This is a genomic window from Pseudomonas sp. BP8, from assembly GCF_017875955.1.
Lineage (GTDB): Bacteria > Pseudomonadota > Gammaproteobacteria > Pseudomonadales > Pseudomonadaceae > Aquipseudomonas.
In genome coordinates, this window is the sequence record NZ_JAGINK010000001.1 from 2,460,543 (window position 1) to 2,474,627 (window position 14,085).

14 protein-coding genes are annotated in these 14,085 nt (G+C 59.6%); 13 read left to right on the plus strand and 1 reads right to left on the minus strand.

From position 1 onward, the window contains the following. Positions 1-187: 187 nt before the first annotated feature. The 13 genes from J3B00_RS10680 to J3B00_RS10740 all read left to right on the plus strand — a co-directional run bounded on the left by J3B00_RS10680 (position 188) and on the right by J3B00_RS10740 (position 12,490). Entirely contained in the window at positions 188-436 is a 249-nt protein-coding gene (locus tag J3B00_RS10680; RefSeq protein WP_209867474.1) for an acyl carrier protein, read from the plus strand. Further along, positions 429-1,196, plus strand: coding sequence for an alpha/beta hydrolase (locus tag J3B00_RS10685; protein WP_209867476.1), 768 nt, complete (start codon positions 429-431; stop codon positions 1,194-1,196). Before J3B00_RS10680 ends, J3B00_RS10685 begins: the two co-directional genes overlap by 8 nt. A 19-nt stretch (positions 1,197-1,215) precedes the next feature. After that, positions 1,216-1,518, plus strand: coding sequence for a phosphopantetheine-binding protein (locus J3B00_RS10690; RefSeq protein ID WP_209867478.1), 303 nt, complete (start codon positions 1,216-1,218; stop codon positions 1,516-1,518). Then, a complete protein-coding gene (locus tag J3B00_RS10695; RefSeq protein WP_209867480.1) occupies positions 1,515-1,967 on the plus strand; it encodes a 3-hydroxyacyl-ACP dehydratase FabZ family protein in 453 nt (150 codons plus the stop codon). Before J3B00_RS10690 ends, J3B00_RS10695 begins: the two co-directional genes overlap by 4 nt. Further along, positions 1,964-2,947: a beta-ketoacyl synthase N-terminal-like domain-containing protein gene (locus tag J3B00_RS10700; RefSeq protein WP_209867482.1), complete on the plus strand. Its 984-nt coding sequence runs from the start codon at positions 1,964-1,966 to the stop codon at positions 2,945-2,947. Before J3B00_RS10695 ends, J3B00_RS10700 begins: the two co-directional genes overlap by 4 nt. Before the next feature lie 7 nt (positions 2,948-2,954). Further along, positions 2,955-3,947 carry a Rieske 2Fe-2S domain-containing protein gene (locus J3B00_RS10705; protein WP_209867484.1) on the plus strand — a complete coding sequence of 331 codons (993 nt, stop codon included), beginning with the start codon at positions 2,955-2,957 and terminating at the stop codon, positions 3,945-3,947. Between the two features lie 64 nt (positions 3,948-4,011). Next, positions 4,012-4,323 carry an isochorismate lyase gene (locus tag J3B00_RS10710; RefSeq protein WP_209867486.1) on the plus strand — a complete coding sequence of 104 codons (312 nt, stop codon included), beginning with the start codon at positions 4,012-4,014 and terminating at the stop codon, positions 4,321-4,323. Then, positions 4,320-5,741, plus strand: coding sequence for an isochorismate synthase (locus tag J3B00_RS10715; RefSeq protein WP_209867488.1), 1,422 nt, complete (start codon positions 4,320-4,322; stop codon positions 5,739-5,741). Before J3B00_RS10710 ends, J3B00_RS10715 begins: the two co-directional genes overlap by 4 nt. Positions 5,742-5,780: 39 nt before the next feature. Further along, positions 5,781-6,629 carry a metal-dependent hydrolase gene (locus J3B00_RS10720; RefSeq protein ID WP_209867491.1) on the plus strand — a complete coding sequence of 283 codons (849 nt, stop codon included), beginning with the start codon at positions 5,781-5,783 and terminating at the stop codon, positions 6,627-6,629. A gap of 27 nt (positions 6,630-6,656) precedes the next feature. Then, on the plus strand, positions 6,657-8,447 hold the full coding sequence (locus tag J3B00_RS10725) for a non-ribosomal peptide synthetase (protein WP_209867493.1): 1,791 nt from the start codon (positions 6,657-6,659) through the stop codon (positions 8,445-8,447). 19 nt (positions 8,448-8,466) lie between these two features. Further along, positions 8,467-9,657, plus strand: a complete 1,191-nt coding sequence (locus J3B00_RS10730; RefSeq protein WP_209867495.1) for a beta-ketoacyl-[acyl-carrier-protein] synthase family protein — start codon at positions 8,467-8,469, stop codon at positions 9,655-9,657. After that, complete coding sequence (locus J3B00_RS10735) at positions 9,654-10,916, plus strand: acyltransferase (protein ID WP_209867497.1); 1,263 nt, start codon at positions 9,654-9,656, stop codon at positions 10,914-10,916. The genes J3B00_RS10730 and J3B00_RS10735 overlap by 4 nt, the downstream gene beginning before the upstream one ends. Further along, entirely contained in the window at positions 10,913-12,490 is a 1,578-nt protein-coding gene (locus J3B00_RS10740; RefSeq protein WP_209867498.1) for an AMP-binding protein, read from the plus strand. Before J3B00_RS10735 ends, J3B00_RS10740 begins: the two co-directional genes overlap by 4 nt. A 112-nt stretch (positions 12,491-12,602) precedes the next feature. Here J3B00_RS10740 and gltA read toward each other — a convergent pair whose 3' ends face one another. Next, the gene (gltA, locus tag J3B00_RS10745) at positions 12,603-13,892 is read right to left on the minus strand and encodes a citrate synthase (protein ID WP_209867499.1); all 1,290 of its coding nucleotides are present in this window, start codon (positions 13,890-13,892) and stop codon (positions 12,603-12,605) included. Between the last annotated feature and the right edge of the window lie 193 nt (positions 13,893-14,085).

The following is a 14,085-nucleotide window of genomic DNA, read 5'->3' on the forward strand; positions in this document are numbered from 1 at the left end:
AAGGCACTTCATGGACGAAGCGTGTGCCTGGCCGTCAATAGAGAGTGTGTTTATTTAGCTCGTCGGCACGTATCGCTATTCGTCTGTGTGTCTCTTTAAAATTATTAGATGCGCATGAGTGTATTCGATTGAGGGTTGAGTTATTCAATTGAAGTTTCTCCTGCGCATAGTAAGTGAGGAAAGGGATTTGGACGAGCAGACAGTGCGCCTTGAGCTTCGAGCGCTATGGCAATCGTTATTGCCGGACGAACGCTTTGATGACACGACTGTGTTTCATGAGGCGGGAGGCAGTTCACTGATCCTTATGCGCCTGTTTATGCAGAGCATGAAGGCGTTCGGAGTCAGGCTTGAAGTCAGCCGCTACCCGGAGTTGCAGACGATCGATCAGCAGGCACGGTTCATCATCAAAGCGCGTGAGGAGAGCGCGCGTGCATGATGCGGTGAGCGCCGAAATCGCGCGCCCCGACCCTTTGCGTGTGCCGCGGATTTACCAGAAGATTTTCACTCAGGCTCACAGCGAGTGCTTCGAAATTGGCGACTTGCAGGTACGCAGCCACGTCTGGCCGGGGCGCTCACCGGTACTGTGCGTGCATGGTTCAAATGGCAGTGCCGCACAGTTTGGCGGCCTGATCGAGCGCCTGCTTGAAGCGGGCCGTGGCGTGCTGGCTGTTGATATTCCCTCTCACGATCCGCAGGGACGGTTCATTCCGTCACGCTTCATCTGGCGTGCCTTGGTGGAAATGCAGCGCTATGCCGAGCCCTCGGCGGTCGTTGCCCACTCCATGGCGTGCAGCTGGGCCATGCGCGCTCTCACGGGTGGGCTTGCGGCGCAGCGGCTGGTTTGCCTCTCGCCTGCGGCGACTCAGGAATATGTCTTTCAACGTTTTCTGCAACTGCAGCAGGCGCAAGGGTTGACCATGGAGGGCTTGGCGCAGGAAATCAGCCAAGTGTTTGGCGCTACCTGGCGTGAGGACTTTTCCCCCATTGAACTATGCAAGGCGCTTTCGCTGCCGACGTTGATTCACCATGACGAGGATGATCCGGTTATCGAGATCGAGGCCGGTGGGAAGGCGCTTCACCACGCATGGATACAGTCGCAATATGTCCAGACCCGAGGTCTCGGGCACTCCGGAATCTTTCGCAACACCCCGATGATCGAGCGCCTTGTGCGCTATCTCGAGCATCCAATTACGTGATATCAACAGGGAGTCGATAATGAGCGAGCCAAGCCTGCAACAGGTGCATGAAGTAGTTGAGAAGATCATCCTGCAATATTGCGATACAGCCGACTTGGGTATTGAACGGGTGGACGGTGAAATGAGCCTGACTCAAGAGTTGGGCGTGGACAGTGTCGACTTTCTGGACATTGTGTTCGAAATCGAAGACACCTACAAAATACAGTTTCCTCTTGAGCAATGGTCGGCCAGTACGCCGAATGGTGAAAAAAATACGCACAAGATGAAGGACTTTGTGGCGGCCATCCATCAGGTTCTCGTAGGCGCACCTGTCAGCGCATGAATATAGAAAAGAATTTGCTGGTTGATGAAATTCGGGAGGTGGTGCCGTGGGCGTCTATCCATTGTGAGAGCCGTGTGCCGGAATCTGCACCGGTTTTCGAGGGGCACTTTCCAGGGCATCCGATTTTGCCGGGTGTATTGATGATAGAAGCACTGGCTCAGGCCAGCGGCTTTTTGTACATGCTCTCGTCCGATTTCGCCAACATGGCTTTTCTCGTCAGTGTTAAACAGGCCAAGTTCAATGGCTTTGTAGTGCCTGGCGACCGTCTGAGTATCCAGGCGCGGATAACCCACAGGGGAGAGGGATACCTGGTATGTGAAGGTGTCCTGATGCGTGAGCAGGCAGTAGCCAGCGCCCAATGGATGCTGCGCCTGATGCCATTTTCCAGCGATGTTCTGCGTCAATCGATCCAGCGTACCGTGCTGGATCGTCTTGAGAGGCATGGATGATCAAGACCATTTACATAAAGGGCATGGGCATTGTCCACAGTGACGGGGCTCGAGGATTGCGTGATGCCCAGGCATTGCCTGACGCGGCCCCGGTAGTGGATGGCAAGGTGCCGTTACCCGCGTTTCCGCTCGAGCGCTTCGTCAGCAAGGTTCGGGACCTCAATGCCATGGGGCCAGGGCAGAAAATGCTGGTCTGTGCAGCGGGGATGGCACTTGAGGATGCTGGGCTGCAAGGTGATGCTCGGCAGTCCTGCGACCTGTACATGGCGGCTAAGATCGGTGAGCGCAACGATGCGGTCGATGCAGCGATTCTTGCTGGCGCCGGGCGCGATGATTTCGATATCAATAGCGAGTTGGCGCGCCTGCGGCCGACGCATTTCCTGGCAGAGCTTCCAAATCTGTATGCCGCCAATATCGCCATGTTGCTGGCGCTAAAGGGTGAGAGCCTGACCTTTGTCGGTGAGGCGGCGGCATCTGTTCAGGCTGTGATTCATGCGCTTGAAAAGCTCGGGTCGGGGCGCACGAACAATGTGCTTGCAGGTGGCGTGTTCAACGGCGATCAGCTGATGCATGACGAATATCGCCGCGGTGCTGCCGGGCAACTGCTCGGCGTGTTGGGGACTGCGGCCTGTTGCATGGTGCTCGATCGTGAGCCTGCAGGGGCGTTGGCCAGCCTGCGCCGCGCGGGTCCCGTCCAGAGGGAGCAGGTGGACGAGCAACTGGCACGCAGTGAAGCGGCCCTGCTGGTGGTGCACGGCTTTACTGCGGGCCGCGGATGGATTCAATCACTGCAGGTAAGCGTGCCTGTGCTGGACGTCGAATCCATGATGGGGCAGCTGCACGAAGCGACCTTGCCCGTCCAGGTCTACCTGGCGGCGCTCGCGTTGCGTGCCCGGACGATAGCGGGGCCCAAGCGCGCCATGTTGCTGGTGCAGATCGGCCTTGAGCGCTACGAAACCTTCATCCTGGACGTCTTCTGAGGCAACGATGAACACACCAATCAAAAACCCGCTGCCGCTTGCGGCAAGGAGCGAGGTGGGTGAGCGTTTTCCGTTCAGTGCCTCGCCCCGAGGCTGGTATGCGGTAGCGTGGGTTGATCAGCTTGCGTTAGCCTCGATCAAGCCGGCAAAGCTCTGTGAACGCGACATTGTTGTGGTCCGAACCGCCTCTGGGCAGTTGTCTGTGTACGACGCCCATTGTCCGCACTTGGGGGCTCACCTTGGCTATGGCGGCGTGGTTGAGGATGAAAACATCCGTTGCCCGTTTCATGGTTGGGAGTACGACGGCCAGGGGCGTTGCAGCAGGATTCCGTTCGTCGACGGGCCCATGAAGCTTACGTTGCGGCAATGGCCGACTGTAGTCCGCGGCGGCATGCTGCAGGCTTGGTTCGACGAGGCGGGCGGCCCACCGCTATGGACGCCCGTGGAAGTCGACCAGGAAGGCTGGACCATACCGGTGCATTGGCCTGACTGTGCGTGGAACCTGCGCGCGCATGTCCAGGACATCGCCGAGAACGGTATAGACGTGGCGCACTTCACCACGGTGCACGGCGCCGAGGCGATTGGTGAGTTACGCGATATGCGCTTCGAAGGCGCTTTGGCCCGCTGGACCTCCATCAGCGCCAGCGAGCTCTCCGGCAAGCCTTCTATCGCGCAGGCCGATGTCGTTCTGGATGCGCTTGGCCTGCATCAGGTACAGGTCATGATTGATAACGGCAAGCTGCAGTTTCGCAGCTTTCTGTATGTGACTCCCGTCGCTGAGGGGCGCATTGATATCCGCATGACAGTGTCGGTGAAACAGACCGGTGACCCACGCAAGGACCGCATGCTCGTCAAATACCTTGTGCCACGCCTGACCGGTGAATTGGCCAAGGATTTCGACATCTGGGAAAACAAGATCTATATCGAGCGCCCGCCCCTGAGTCGGGTGGATGGGCCGATTCGCCAGTTTCGCACCTGGGCGCGTGGGTTCTACGAGTGAACCTGTGCCTGTGAAGAGTAACCGTCCCTGATTGATGGGGCGGTTTTCAAGGAAGAAGCAAGCAATGAAGAAACCAAGCGAATGTGCAGACCTGCTCGATGTACGGGTCGGTATCGATAGCCTTGACCGTCAGATCATCGAGTGTCTCGGCCTGCGGATGCAGTATGTCAAGGCAGCCTCTCAGTTCAAGCCTAGCCTGCATAGCATCCCGGCCCCGGACCGGGTTGCCCGGATGCTCCCTGAGCGACGCGCATGGGCGCTCGAGGCTGGCCTGGATGCTGACTACGTGGAGCAACTGTTTGCCGGAATCATCGATTGGTACATCCACCAGCAGATCGACTACTGGCAATCTAAGCAGCAGAGTCCGAAATCATGAAGCGTATTCACGCTGCGCAGTGGTCACGATGGCGAGCCCTGCTTGAGCAGGGGCGGGCTCGTGCCGCCAGTCTTGGTCGGCACGTGCTCGTGAGCCTGTCGCTGCCTGTCTCCGCGTTCGATGTCTTCGAGCAGGTGGCCAGTGCTGAAAATTTCGCTATCCCTTATGCACTGATCGAGTCACGTGATCCCGAGCATTTGCTGTTCGGTCTAGGCCACGCTGACGAACTGGTGGACGACCAAGGTTTGCCGCTGGCGCAGATGGCCAGCCACTGGCAGCAGTGGCTGGAAGAGGGGGTGCATGAGGGTGAACTGGGCCCGATGATGATGGGCGGGGCTCGCTTCGATGCGGATTCTCAGCGCAAGGCACACTGGGCTGACTTCCCCGCGGCCGTCATGACCCTGCATGCCTTGCAGTGGTTTCAGCGACCTGAAGGTTGCGGGTTGCTGCTTCAGGCCAGGGTGGGTGGCGAGAGTGATATTCAGGCACTCGTCAGTGATCGGCAGCGACTGCTCGAATGCATGGGTAGCCCGCCGCCAGTGTCTGCTGGCGCATCCGTTGTTAGCGGCGTCGACCGCGACTCAGTGCCCCATGAGCGCTGGAAGGCGGCTGTCGCGACGGCGGTGGAACGGATTCGCTCGGGGCAAATGCGCAAGGTGGTATTGGCCCGTCATGTACAGCGCACCCATCCTGCATCAATCGATGTCGCCTCTCTGCTGCGTCGCCTGCGTGAGCGTGACCCGGGTGCGCATCTGTTTGCCGTGCGCCGCGGTGATAGCTGTTTTCTTGGGGCAACACCAGAGCGTCTGGCTCATCTGGCGCAAGGAATCGTGCATACCCACGCCCTGGCCGGTACCACGCCCCGCGGGGCTGATGCAGAGTCTGACCTGCGGCTTGGCGAGGCACTCATGGAATCTGCAAAAGAGCGCGAAGAGCACGATCTGGTCGTGCGTACCATCCGTGAAAGCCTGGAGCGACTAGGGGCCTCGGTCGAAGCCGAGCAGATGCCTGAGTTGCGCAGGCTCCCCACCTTGCAGCATCTGTCGACGCCAATGCGCGCCAAGCTAAACGCTCGGATCGGCGTGCTGGAGGTGGTGGATACTTTGCATCCGACCCCCGCCGTAGCGGGCCTGGCGTTGGACCAGGCACTTGCATTCATTCGTGGCCACGAGGGGCTGGATCGCGGGTGGTACGCCGGTCCGCTGGGGTGGATGAACGACCGCGCGGAGGGCGACTTCTTCGTAGCCCTGCGCTCAGTGCTGGTGCGTGGCGCCGAGGCTTATCTGTTCGCCGGATGCGGCGTCGTTGCCGACTCATTGCCGGAGCTTGAGTTTGACGAGACACGTCTGAAATTGTCGGGGATGTTCAATGCGCTGCAGACGCGGCGTGAGACCACGGCAGTCCTTACCTCGGCCTGATGAAGCCGTCGATAGCACAATGTCAGGAGGACGTTCTCTATGTACAGCGACGACAGCGCGGCCCCGGGAGAGGCCAGCGTGCCCATGGTCGTGCGCCGCTATCCCTTCGATCTGGAGGCGGCACTCGCCACTGACTGGTATGGCGGTGATCGTTATCGCACGATTATTGCCAATGCCTTGTCGATTCCGCTTCCCAGTGGGGAGCGCATGTTTATACGCGCGCTTCGTCATTACCTGGACAGTATCGACAGCCCGGTACTGCGGGAAGAGGTGAAGATCTTTTTCAAACAGGAGTCGACCCACACCCAGGAGCACGTCAAGTACAACCGCTGGATCTGTCAGCATCGCGGCTACGACCTGGCACCGATAGAGGCACCCTACAAGGATCACAACGAGCACCTGTGCGAGTACGGGGAGCCACGTTTGTTGCTGGCGACCACGGTGTGCATGGAACATTTCACTGCGATCGTTTCCCATCTCTTGATCAGTGACCCGCGTTGGCTCGCTGAAGCCGACCCGCGGGTGCGTGACTTCTGGCTGTGGCACTCGGTGGAAGAGGTTGAACACAAGGCTGTCGCCTTCGACGTCTACCTGCAGGTTTGTGGCGACAAGGAGTTTCTTGATCAGGTCATGCGCCGCACCGTACTGCAACTGGCCCAGAACCTTCAGTTCACCGCGTGCCAGATGTACATGATGGAAGGGGGGCGGCCACGGGACATTCGCCAGTGGTTGCAGGAGACACCTTTCTTGCACGGCGAGCACGGCTTGCTTGCCGAAATCGTGAGGCACGTCGAGGATTTCTACCGTCCCGATTTTCACCCCTGGGATCACGACAACAGAACGCTGATTGACCAGGTCTCGGCTCACCTTCAGCACGCATTCGCCTGACCGGCGACCTGGCATGGAAGACTCACTATGAATAGCTTGAAACCGGGTCGTGACCTGGCTGACTACCTGCGCGTCCAGGCTCGGCGCTCGCCCAACGCACGGGCAATCGTCAATCAGCACTGGAGCTGGACCTACGCCGAACTGGAGAGTCGGGTAGAGCGACTCGCGGCCCAGCTTGTCGCGATGCTGGGCGGCGGGCCGCGACGTGTTGGCGTTCAGGTAAAAGATCGTGGTCTAGGCGTGCTGGGCATGCTGGCCGTGCTGCGTGCCGGCATGGTGTACGTCCCGCTGGACATCACGCTGCCAGCGACTCGTCGTGTGTACATGGTTAACGATTGCCAGATGGCCTGCGTATTGCTGGATGCCGATGCCGACGAGGCATTGCTTGACAGCGCAGTGCAACGCTTCTGGCGAATCGACGACAATGCCTTGGCGCCCTTCGATCCGATAGCCCGGCCTGGGTTGGCCGAGGATGCCCCAGCATACTTGCTCTATACATCAGGTTCTACCGGTCAGCCCAAGGGTGTGGAGATGACGCGGCGGGCGCTGCTCAACCTGATAGATCATCAACTGGAGAGCGGCGGTGCATTTAACGCCCCGCTGAAAACCCTGCTGTTTGCGTCGCCAGGTTTTGATGTGTCGGTCCAGGAGGTACTCAGCGCGGTGGCAACCGGCAGTGCGCTGCAGGTGGTGCCCGCTGCGGTCCGTCAGGATCTCTCCCAGCTGTACCGCTTCATTCGTGACAACGGTGTGCAGCGCGTTTTCCTGCCTTACTCGGTGCTCCAGACGCTGGCCACGGAGCATGAGCGGCAAGGGGCTCAAGCGTGCGACCTGCGTCAGGTGGTTTCGGCGGGCGAAGCCCTGCGGCTCACTACGCAGATCATCGCTTGGCTGCGCGGCGGTGCCTGCGAGCTGGTCAACCACTATGGGCCGACAGAAACCCATGTCGTTACCAGCTACAGCAATGCCATGCCGCTGGAGCAGTGGCCGCGGCAGGTGCCGATTGGCTTGCCCATCGCCAACGTGGACGCATTTGTTGTCGACGAGCACCTGCGCCCGGTCGCCGATGGCGAGGAGGGAGAGCTTTGCCTGGCAGGCATCTGCCTGGCCAACGGCTATATCAATCGCCCGGAAGAAACTGCCGCACGTTTTACGCAGTGGTACTCACCGCAAGGCGAGTGGGTGCGGCTGTATCGAACGGGAGACCGGGTGACGCGCGATGCCTTGGGGCAGCTGATTTACCACGGCCGACAGGACACCCAGGTGAAAGTCAATGGTCACCGTGTCGAGTTGTCAGAGATCGAGGCCTGCCTCAAGGCTGATCCTCTGGTCCGTGAGGCGATCGTCATGGCGCATGCACTGACTGATGGGGTCGATGGACAGCTGCTGGTGGCGTTTTTGCTCTACCAGCCCGGTGCGGCGTGTCGGTCGTCGGCTATGCCGTTGCCCCTTCAACAGCTCACTCCCTGGCTGGACAGCCTGCCTGCCTACATGCGCCCGCAGCGGGCTTACGTCATTGATCGGCTGCCGCTGACAACCAATGGCAAAGTTGATCGGCGAGCTCTGGAATCGATGATCGCGGCCGGCTCACCGGTGGCGGCGGGTTTGACCGAGCAGCAGGGCAAGGTCGCGGCAATCTTCTCCCGGCTGCTCAAGGTCGAGGTGAGCGGGCCTGACATGGACTTTTTTGCCTGTGGAGGCAACTCATTGCTGGCCACGCGTTTCGTGCAACTGGTCGAGCGCGAACACAGCGTGCGCCTCGATATGAGCGACTTTCTTCAGCACCCGACCATAGAGCGGGTCGCTGCCTACCTTTGATGCCGAGGCACCTATGCAAATGAATCATGTGGTTGTAACCGGGCTCGGCTTGAGCACATCGCTTGGGCAGGGAGTGACACCAAACTGGCACGCCATGCTCGAGGGGCGCTGTAACATCAAGCTGACACAACGGCTGGCGCCTGGCTCGATCCGTACCCGATTTGCTGCCGTGGATGACCGGTTCGAGCATGAGCGCAACCCGCGTGTGATTATCGAGACCTACCTGCGTGAGGTGGTGGCCGAGGCCGCCGAAGGCAGTCGGCAGGCGACCTTCGACCGTATGTACTACAGCTTGCCCAGCGGTATGTATTACTGGTCGCAGCGCCTTCTGGACAAGTCTCGCGAGCGCCCTGACAGCGCATTTCTGGCGCTTTCCTCGGAAGAGTCGCTCAGTAGCGGCTTCGCCCGTTCCTACAGCTTGAGTGAGTACCCGGCTATTGTCGCCACAGCCTGCGCCTCCTCGGCTTCAGCCTTGCAGTTGGGCTACGAGGCTATCGCCAACGGGCTCGCCAGCAGGGTAATCGTTGCGGCGGCGGACAGCTCCATCTATGACGAGACCGTCAGCAAGTTCAACAACCTGTCGGCTTTATCAACCCGTAACGATTCGCCGCAGACTGCCTGTCGCCCGTTTAGCGAGGATCGCGACGGCTTTGTAATCGGCGAGGGCGGCGCTTGCCTGATCCTGGAAAGTGAAGCAAGTGCGCAGGCACGTGGTGCCGATGTGCTGGCGCGGTTCTCCGGCTGCGCGAGCACTACCGATAACGTGCATCGCACCAAAGGTGACCCGACAGGGGCTGGAATGCGCGAGTGCATGCGCCTGGCTGTCCAGTCGGCGGGGCTGGCAATGGAGGACGTCGACTGTGTCAACGCCCACGGCACCAGCACGCCGGAAAACGACCGTATGGAGGCACAGGTGATTGGCGAGCTGTTCCCACATCAGCCCTGGGTGACCTCGGTGAAGTCCATGGTCGGTCATACCATACATGCTGCGGGTGCCGTGGAAGCAGTGGTGTCGGTATTGAGCCTGGCGCGTCAGGCTATCACGCCGACGCTGCACTACGACGGCAGCCTGGAAGGGCAGGGTGTGCGAGTGGCTGGGCAGGCCCTGGCGGGGGTCCAGCTCAGGCATGTACTGTCCAATTCGTTTGGATTCGGCGGGCAAAATGTATCGTTGCTGTTTTCGGCCATCAGCGAGAGGGCCGATGCATGAGCGTCAACGTGATTGAGGTGAGGGGGCAGCAGCGTCGGGGGCCGTGGCGGTTGAGCGGTATCGACACCATGGTTGAGTCCTGGGCCGACTACCTGCTGGTTTATGACTACGTACTGGATCCTCACGTCGTTGCTAGCCACTTGGCTCGTGCATTGGACATTAATCCTTACTTTGCCGGACGCAAAATGACCCTCGAGCAAGGGCTTGTGGTGAGCGGCAACAATGAGGGGGCCCGCTTGGAGTACTGTCGGATAGATGGCCCGCTACCCAACGCTGTTCTTGCAGGCTGCTACGACGACATCGACGCTTTTTGTGCAAGGGATTGGCGTGAACAGCACCGGTTGTCCCGGACCAGTCTCAAGCAGCCGCTGCTACAGGTTCGGCTGAGTGTTTTCGAAGACGCCACGGTAATAGCGTTCAGTGTCTGGCATGGCCTTAGCGACGGCACAACGTTTTTTCAGTTTCTCGAGCTGCTGGCGAGACTTGCCTGCGCCAAGGCACCCGCCGCGTTACCTGAGTTCGTACCTTTACAGGCGCGGTCTGGACCGGTGCCTGATGATGCGCTGGTCGATCGCTGGCAGCGCCCGCGAGACGAGCAGGTGTCGGGCGCGTTTGCGGAGCGTGCGTTCATCCTCAGCGATGAGAACATCGCATGGCTGCTGAGTGGCTGCACCTACCAGGGATTCATGCGTCAGGACTTTTTGATCGGCTATATATGGCGCCTTATTGTCGCCACTGAAGACGCCGATGCGCAGGGCGATGTCACGCTTTATCCGGTTTATGACGCTCGGCAACTGATTGAGATCAGTTCGTCGCGGGTGGGTAACCTGCTGTGCTATCCCACGGTCAGGGCGCAGGCGCAACAGGTGATGAACATGCCTTTGCCCGAGCTTGCCGCGCTTGTCAGGCAGGCCGCCGGACAGCGCGTGCTCGAATGCGAGGCGCTGCAGGGGGAGCTTGAAGCCATTTGCGCTGTGGTCGAAGAGGGTGAAAAAGGGCGTTATCTGCTCAGGCCGTTGTATGAAAGTCTTTACGGTCGCGGTGTGTTGTTCAACAACTTGACCGGTATGCCCTGGCAGCGCTTCGATCTCGGGCATGGCGCGCCGATACACGTGGATGCACCGATGCATGATCCGATGCGCTTCGTGCAGTTCTTCCCATGCCTGTCCAGGCCTGACGCAATCACTGTCAAGATCAACCTTCCCCAGGCCCACCTGAAGCGCTTCGCCGCCGCTTTCGCCAAGGATCTCGAATCATGAAGCCTTACATTGATCCACAATCGTTTCAGCGCTACCTTGACCAGGGTGCGCTGCCGGCGACGACCTTGTTGGAATGTCTGCAGCAATGGGCGGTCCTTCATGCAGGGCGAGTTGCGCTCAAAGATGACCACGAAAGTTTGACCTATCAGCAGCTTGCCGAGCGCTCAGATGCGCTGGCAGCCTACCTGCATGGACTCGGACTGCGTGCCGAGGACAAGGTCATCCTGCAATTGCCCAATTGCACGGGTTTTTTTGTGGCCCTGTTCGCCACCATGAAGGTGGGAGCGATTGCTGTACTGGCTTTGCCAGGGCATCGCCAATACGAGATCCTGGGTTTGCAGGAGGCTGCGGGGGCAAGGATGTATATTGCCCAGAGCCATTTGGGCGACTTCACCTATGACGTTCTGGCGTCTGCCTTGGTTGAGCGCGGTATGCCTGCCGGTGGGGTGGTTTACCTCGATCGTCTGCCGTCCCAGGTCTGGGTGCGCCCGAACGAACTGCCACCGTTTCCCTCTCCGGCAGTTGATGACGTGGCGTTCCTGCTCCTATCGGGCGGTACCACCCAGGTGCCGAAGTTGATACCGCGGACCCATGCCGATTACGTCTACAACATCACCGCCATGGCCGAAGCCTGTGGGCTGCATGCGCAAAGCCGTTACCTCTGTGTGGTGCCTGCCGCGCATAACTTCGCCTTGGGTTGTCCTGGGGTGCTGGGTGTGCTGGCGGTGGGTGGAATAGTGCGCCTGCTGCCTCAGCCCGACATACTCAAACTCTGTGATCTGCTCGCTGAAGAGCGGATCACCGTGACTTCGCTGGTGCCATCGATCGCCGAATTGCTCATTGAGTACCTGGAGCTCAGCGAGCTCCACTTTGAGGCGTTGGAGCTTGTCCAGGTTGGCGCTGCCCGATTCTCTCGTGAGTCTGCTCGACGGTTGAAAACACTGCTTGGCTGCGAGCTCCAGCACATCTATGGGATGGCTGAAGGCCTGCTATGTTTTAACCGGAGCGGGGATGACGAGCGTGTCAAAATTGAAACCCAGGGCCGACCGTTATCGGCGTTCGACGAGTTGCGGGTAGTGGGGGAGCGCGGCGAGCAGGTTCTGCCGGGTGGAGTGGGTGAGTTGCATGTTCGCGGCCCCTACACGATTCGCGGTTATCATGCTCGGCCTGAGATCAATGCCGCAGCCTTCGACCAGCAGGGTTTTTACCGCACCGGCGATCTGGTAAGCCTTGATCAAGCAGGTAACGTCACGGTGGTAGGGCGGGTCAAGGAGCAGATTAATCGCGCAGGCGAGAAGTATTCGCCCTCCGACATCGAAAAGCTGATGGTCGACTGGTCGCGTGTAGGTGAGTGCGCTGTGATCGGCTTCGAGGATCGGCAGTTGGGCGAGCGCGTCGTTTACTTTATCCGCCCCCTGGGTAGCGGCCCTTCGCGACGGGATGTCTGCGATTACCTCAAAGGGTTAGGGCTTGCCGACTTCAAGTACCCGGATGCTGTCGTACTGCTGGAGCAGATGCCACTTACGGCGGTTGGCAAGATCGACAAGAAGCGACTGACGCTGGAGTACGCTTGACCACGTACATGGTCGTGGCGCGCACTGAGGGGTATTAGCACCTCAGTGCAAGAGACGAAAAAGGCTGCCCGGGGGCAGCCTTTTTACGCATTCGGCATCAGTGCAGCAATGCTTACTTGCGATCCGTCAGGTTGACGATGTCGCGTTGCGCTTCGCCGGTGTACAGCTGGCGCGGGCGGCCAATCTTGTACGGGCTGGAGAGCATTTCTTTCCAGTGCGAAATCCAGCCGACGGTCCGCGCCAGGGCGAAGATCACGGTGAACATGCTGGTCGGAATACCGATCGCCTTGAGGATGATGCCCGAGTAGAAGTCGACGTTCGGGTACAGCGAGCGCTCGATGAAGTACGGGTCGGTCAGGGCGATCTCTTCGAGACGCATGGCCAGTTCGAGCTGCGGGTCGTTCTTGATGCCCAGCTCGCGCAGGACTTCGTCGCAGGTCTGCTTCATCACGGTAGCGCGCGGGTCGCGGTTCTTGTAGACCCGGTGACCGAAGCCCATGAGCTTGAACGGATCGTTCTTGTCCTTGGCCTTGGCGATGAAGGTGTCGATGTTGGAAACATCGCCAATTTCATCCAGCATGGTCAGCACGGCTTCGTTGGCGCCGCCGTGTGCCGGGCCCCACAGTGCGGCGATGCCGGCTGCGATACAGGCGAACGGGTTGGCACCGGAGGAGCCAGCCAGGCGCACGGTGGAGGTGGAGGCGTTCTGCTCGTGGTCGGCGTGGAGGATGAAGATCCGGTCCATTGCCTTGGCCAGCACCGGGCTGATCGGTTTGATCTCGCACGGGGTGTTGAACATCATGTGCAGGAAGTTTTCCGCGTACGACAGGTCGTTGCGCGGATACATCATCGGCTGGCCCATGGAGTACTTGTAAACCATCGCGGCCAGGGTCGGCATCTTGGCGACCAGGCGTACCGCAGAAATTTCGCGGTGTTGCGGGTTATTGATATCCAGGGAGTCGTGGTAGAACGCCGAGAGGGCGCCGACCACACCGCACATCACCGCCATCGGGTGAGCGTCGCGGCGGAAGCCGTTGAAGAAGGTCTTCAGCTGCTCGTGAACCATGGTGTGGTTCTTTACGGTGCTGACGAACTGAGCCTTCTGCTCGGCGTTCGGCAGTTCGCCGTTGAGCAGCAGGTAGCAGGTTTCGAGGTAGTCCGATTGCTCAGCGAGCTGTTCGATCGGGTAGCCGCGGTGTAGCAGGACACCTTTGTCACCGTCGATGTAGGTGATCTTCGACTCGCACGAGGCGGTCGCCATGAAACCCGGGTCGAAGGTGAAGTGACCGGTAGCCCCCAACCCGCGGACGTCGATTACATCGGGACCAACGGTGCCGGTTAAAATGGGCAGCTCGACGGGGGCAGCGCCCTCGATGACCAACTGCGCTTTTTTGTCAGCCATGTGGCCTCCTATTAATGCTAGAAATCATCAGACAGACCCCCCACGCAGGGCCCGCACCACTATAGAGGGATAAATTCAGATGTCAATTTGCCTAAAGGCTGCTTGAAACGCCCTCTAAGGCCTGATTTTTCTAGAATTTGTCGCCCGTTTACGCCTTTTGCTGGCTAAAGGCAATGCGCTATTTGGGCTAGCC

Bases quoted from the DNA above. Each gene is read 5' to 3' on its own strand.
- J3B00_RS10690 (WP_209867478.1), top strand. From the start codon at position 1,216: ATGAGCGAGCCAAGCCTGCAACAGGTGCATGAAGTAGTTGAGAAGATC.
- J3B00_RS10695 (WP_209867480.1), top strand. From the start codon at position 1,515: ATGAATATAGAAAAGAATTTGCTGGTTGATGAAATTCGGGAGGTGGTG.
- J3B00_RS10700 (WP_209867482.1), top strand. From the start codon at position 1,964: ATGATCAAGACCATTTACATAAAGGGCATGGGCATTGTCCACAGTGAC.
- J3B00_RS10705 (WP_209867484.1), top strand. From the start codon at position 2,955: ATGAACACACCAATCAAAAACCCGCTGCCGCTTGCGGCAAGGAGCGAG.
- J3B00_RS10710 (WP_209867486.1), top strand. From the start codon at position 4,012: ATGAAGAAACCAAGCGAATGTGCAGACCTGCTCGATGTACGGGTCGGT.
- J3B00_RS10715 (WP_209867488.1), top strand. From the start codon at position 4,320: ATGAAGCGTATTCACGCTGCGCAGTGGTCACGATGGCGAGCCCTGCTT.
- J3B00_RS10720 (WP_209867491.1), top strand. From the start codon at position 5,781: ATGTACAGCGACGACAGCGCGGCCCCGGGAGAGGCCAGCGTGCCCATG.
- J3B00_RS10725 (WP_209867493.1), top strand. From the start codon at position 6,657: ATGAATAGCTTGAAACCGGGTCGTGACCTGGCTGACTACCTGCGCGTC.
- J3B00_RS10730 (WP_209867495.1), top strand. From the start codon at position 8,467: ATGAATCATGTGGTTGTAACCGGGCTCGGCTTGAGCACATCGCTTGGG.
- J3B00_RS10735 (WP_209867497.1), top strand. From the start codon at position 9,654: ATGAGCGTCAACGTGATTGAGGTGAGGGGGCAGCAGCGTCGGGGGCCG.
- J3B00_RS10740 (WP_209867498.1), top strand. From the start codon at position 10,913: ATGAAGCCTTACATTGATCCACAATCGTTTCAGCGCTACCTTGACCAG.
- gltA (WP_209867499.1), bottom strand. From the start codon at position 13,892: ATGGCTGACAAAAAAGCGCAGTTGGTCATCGAGGGCGCTGCCCCCGTC.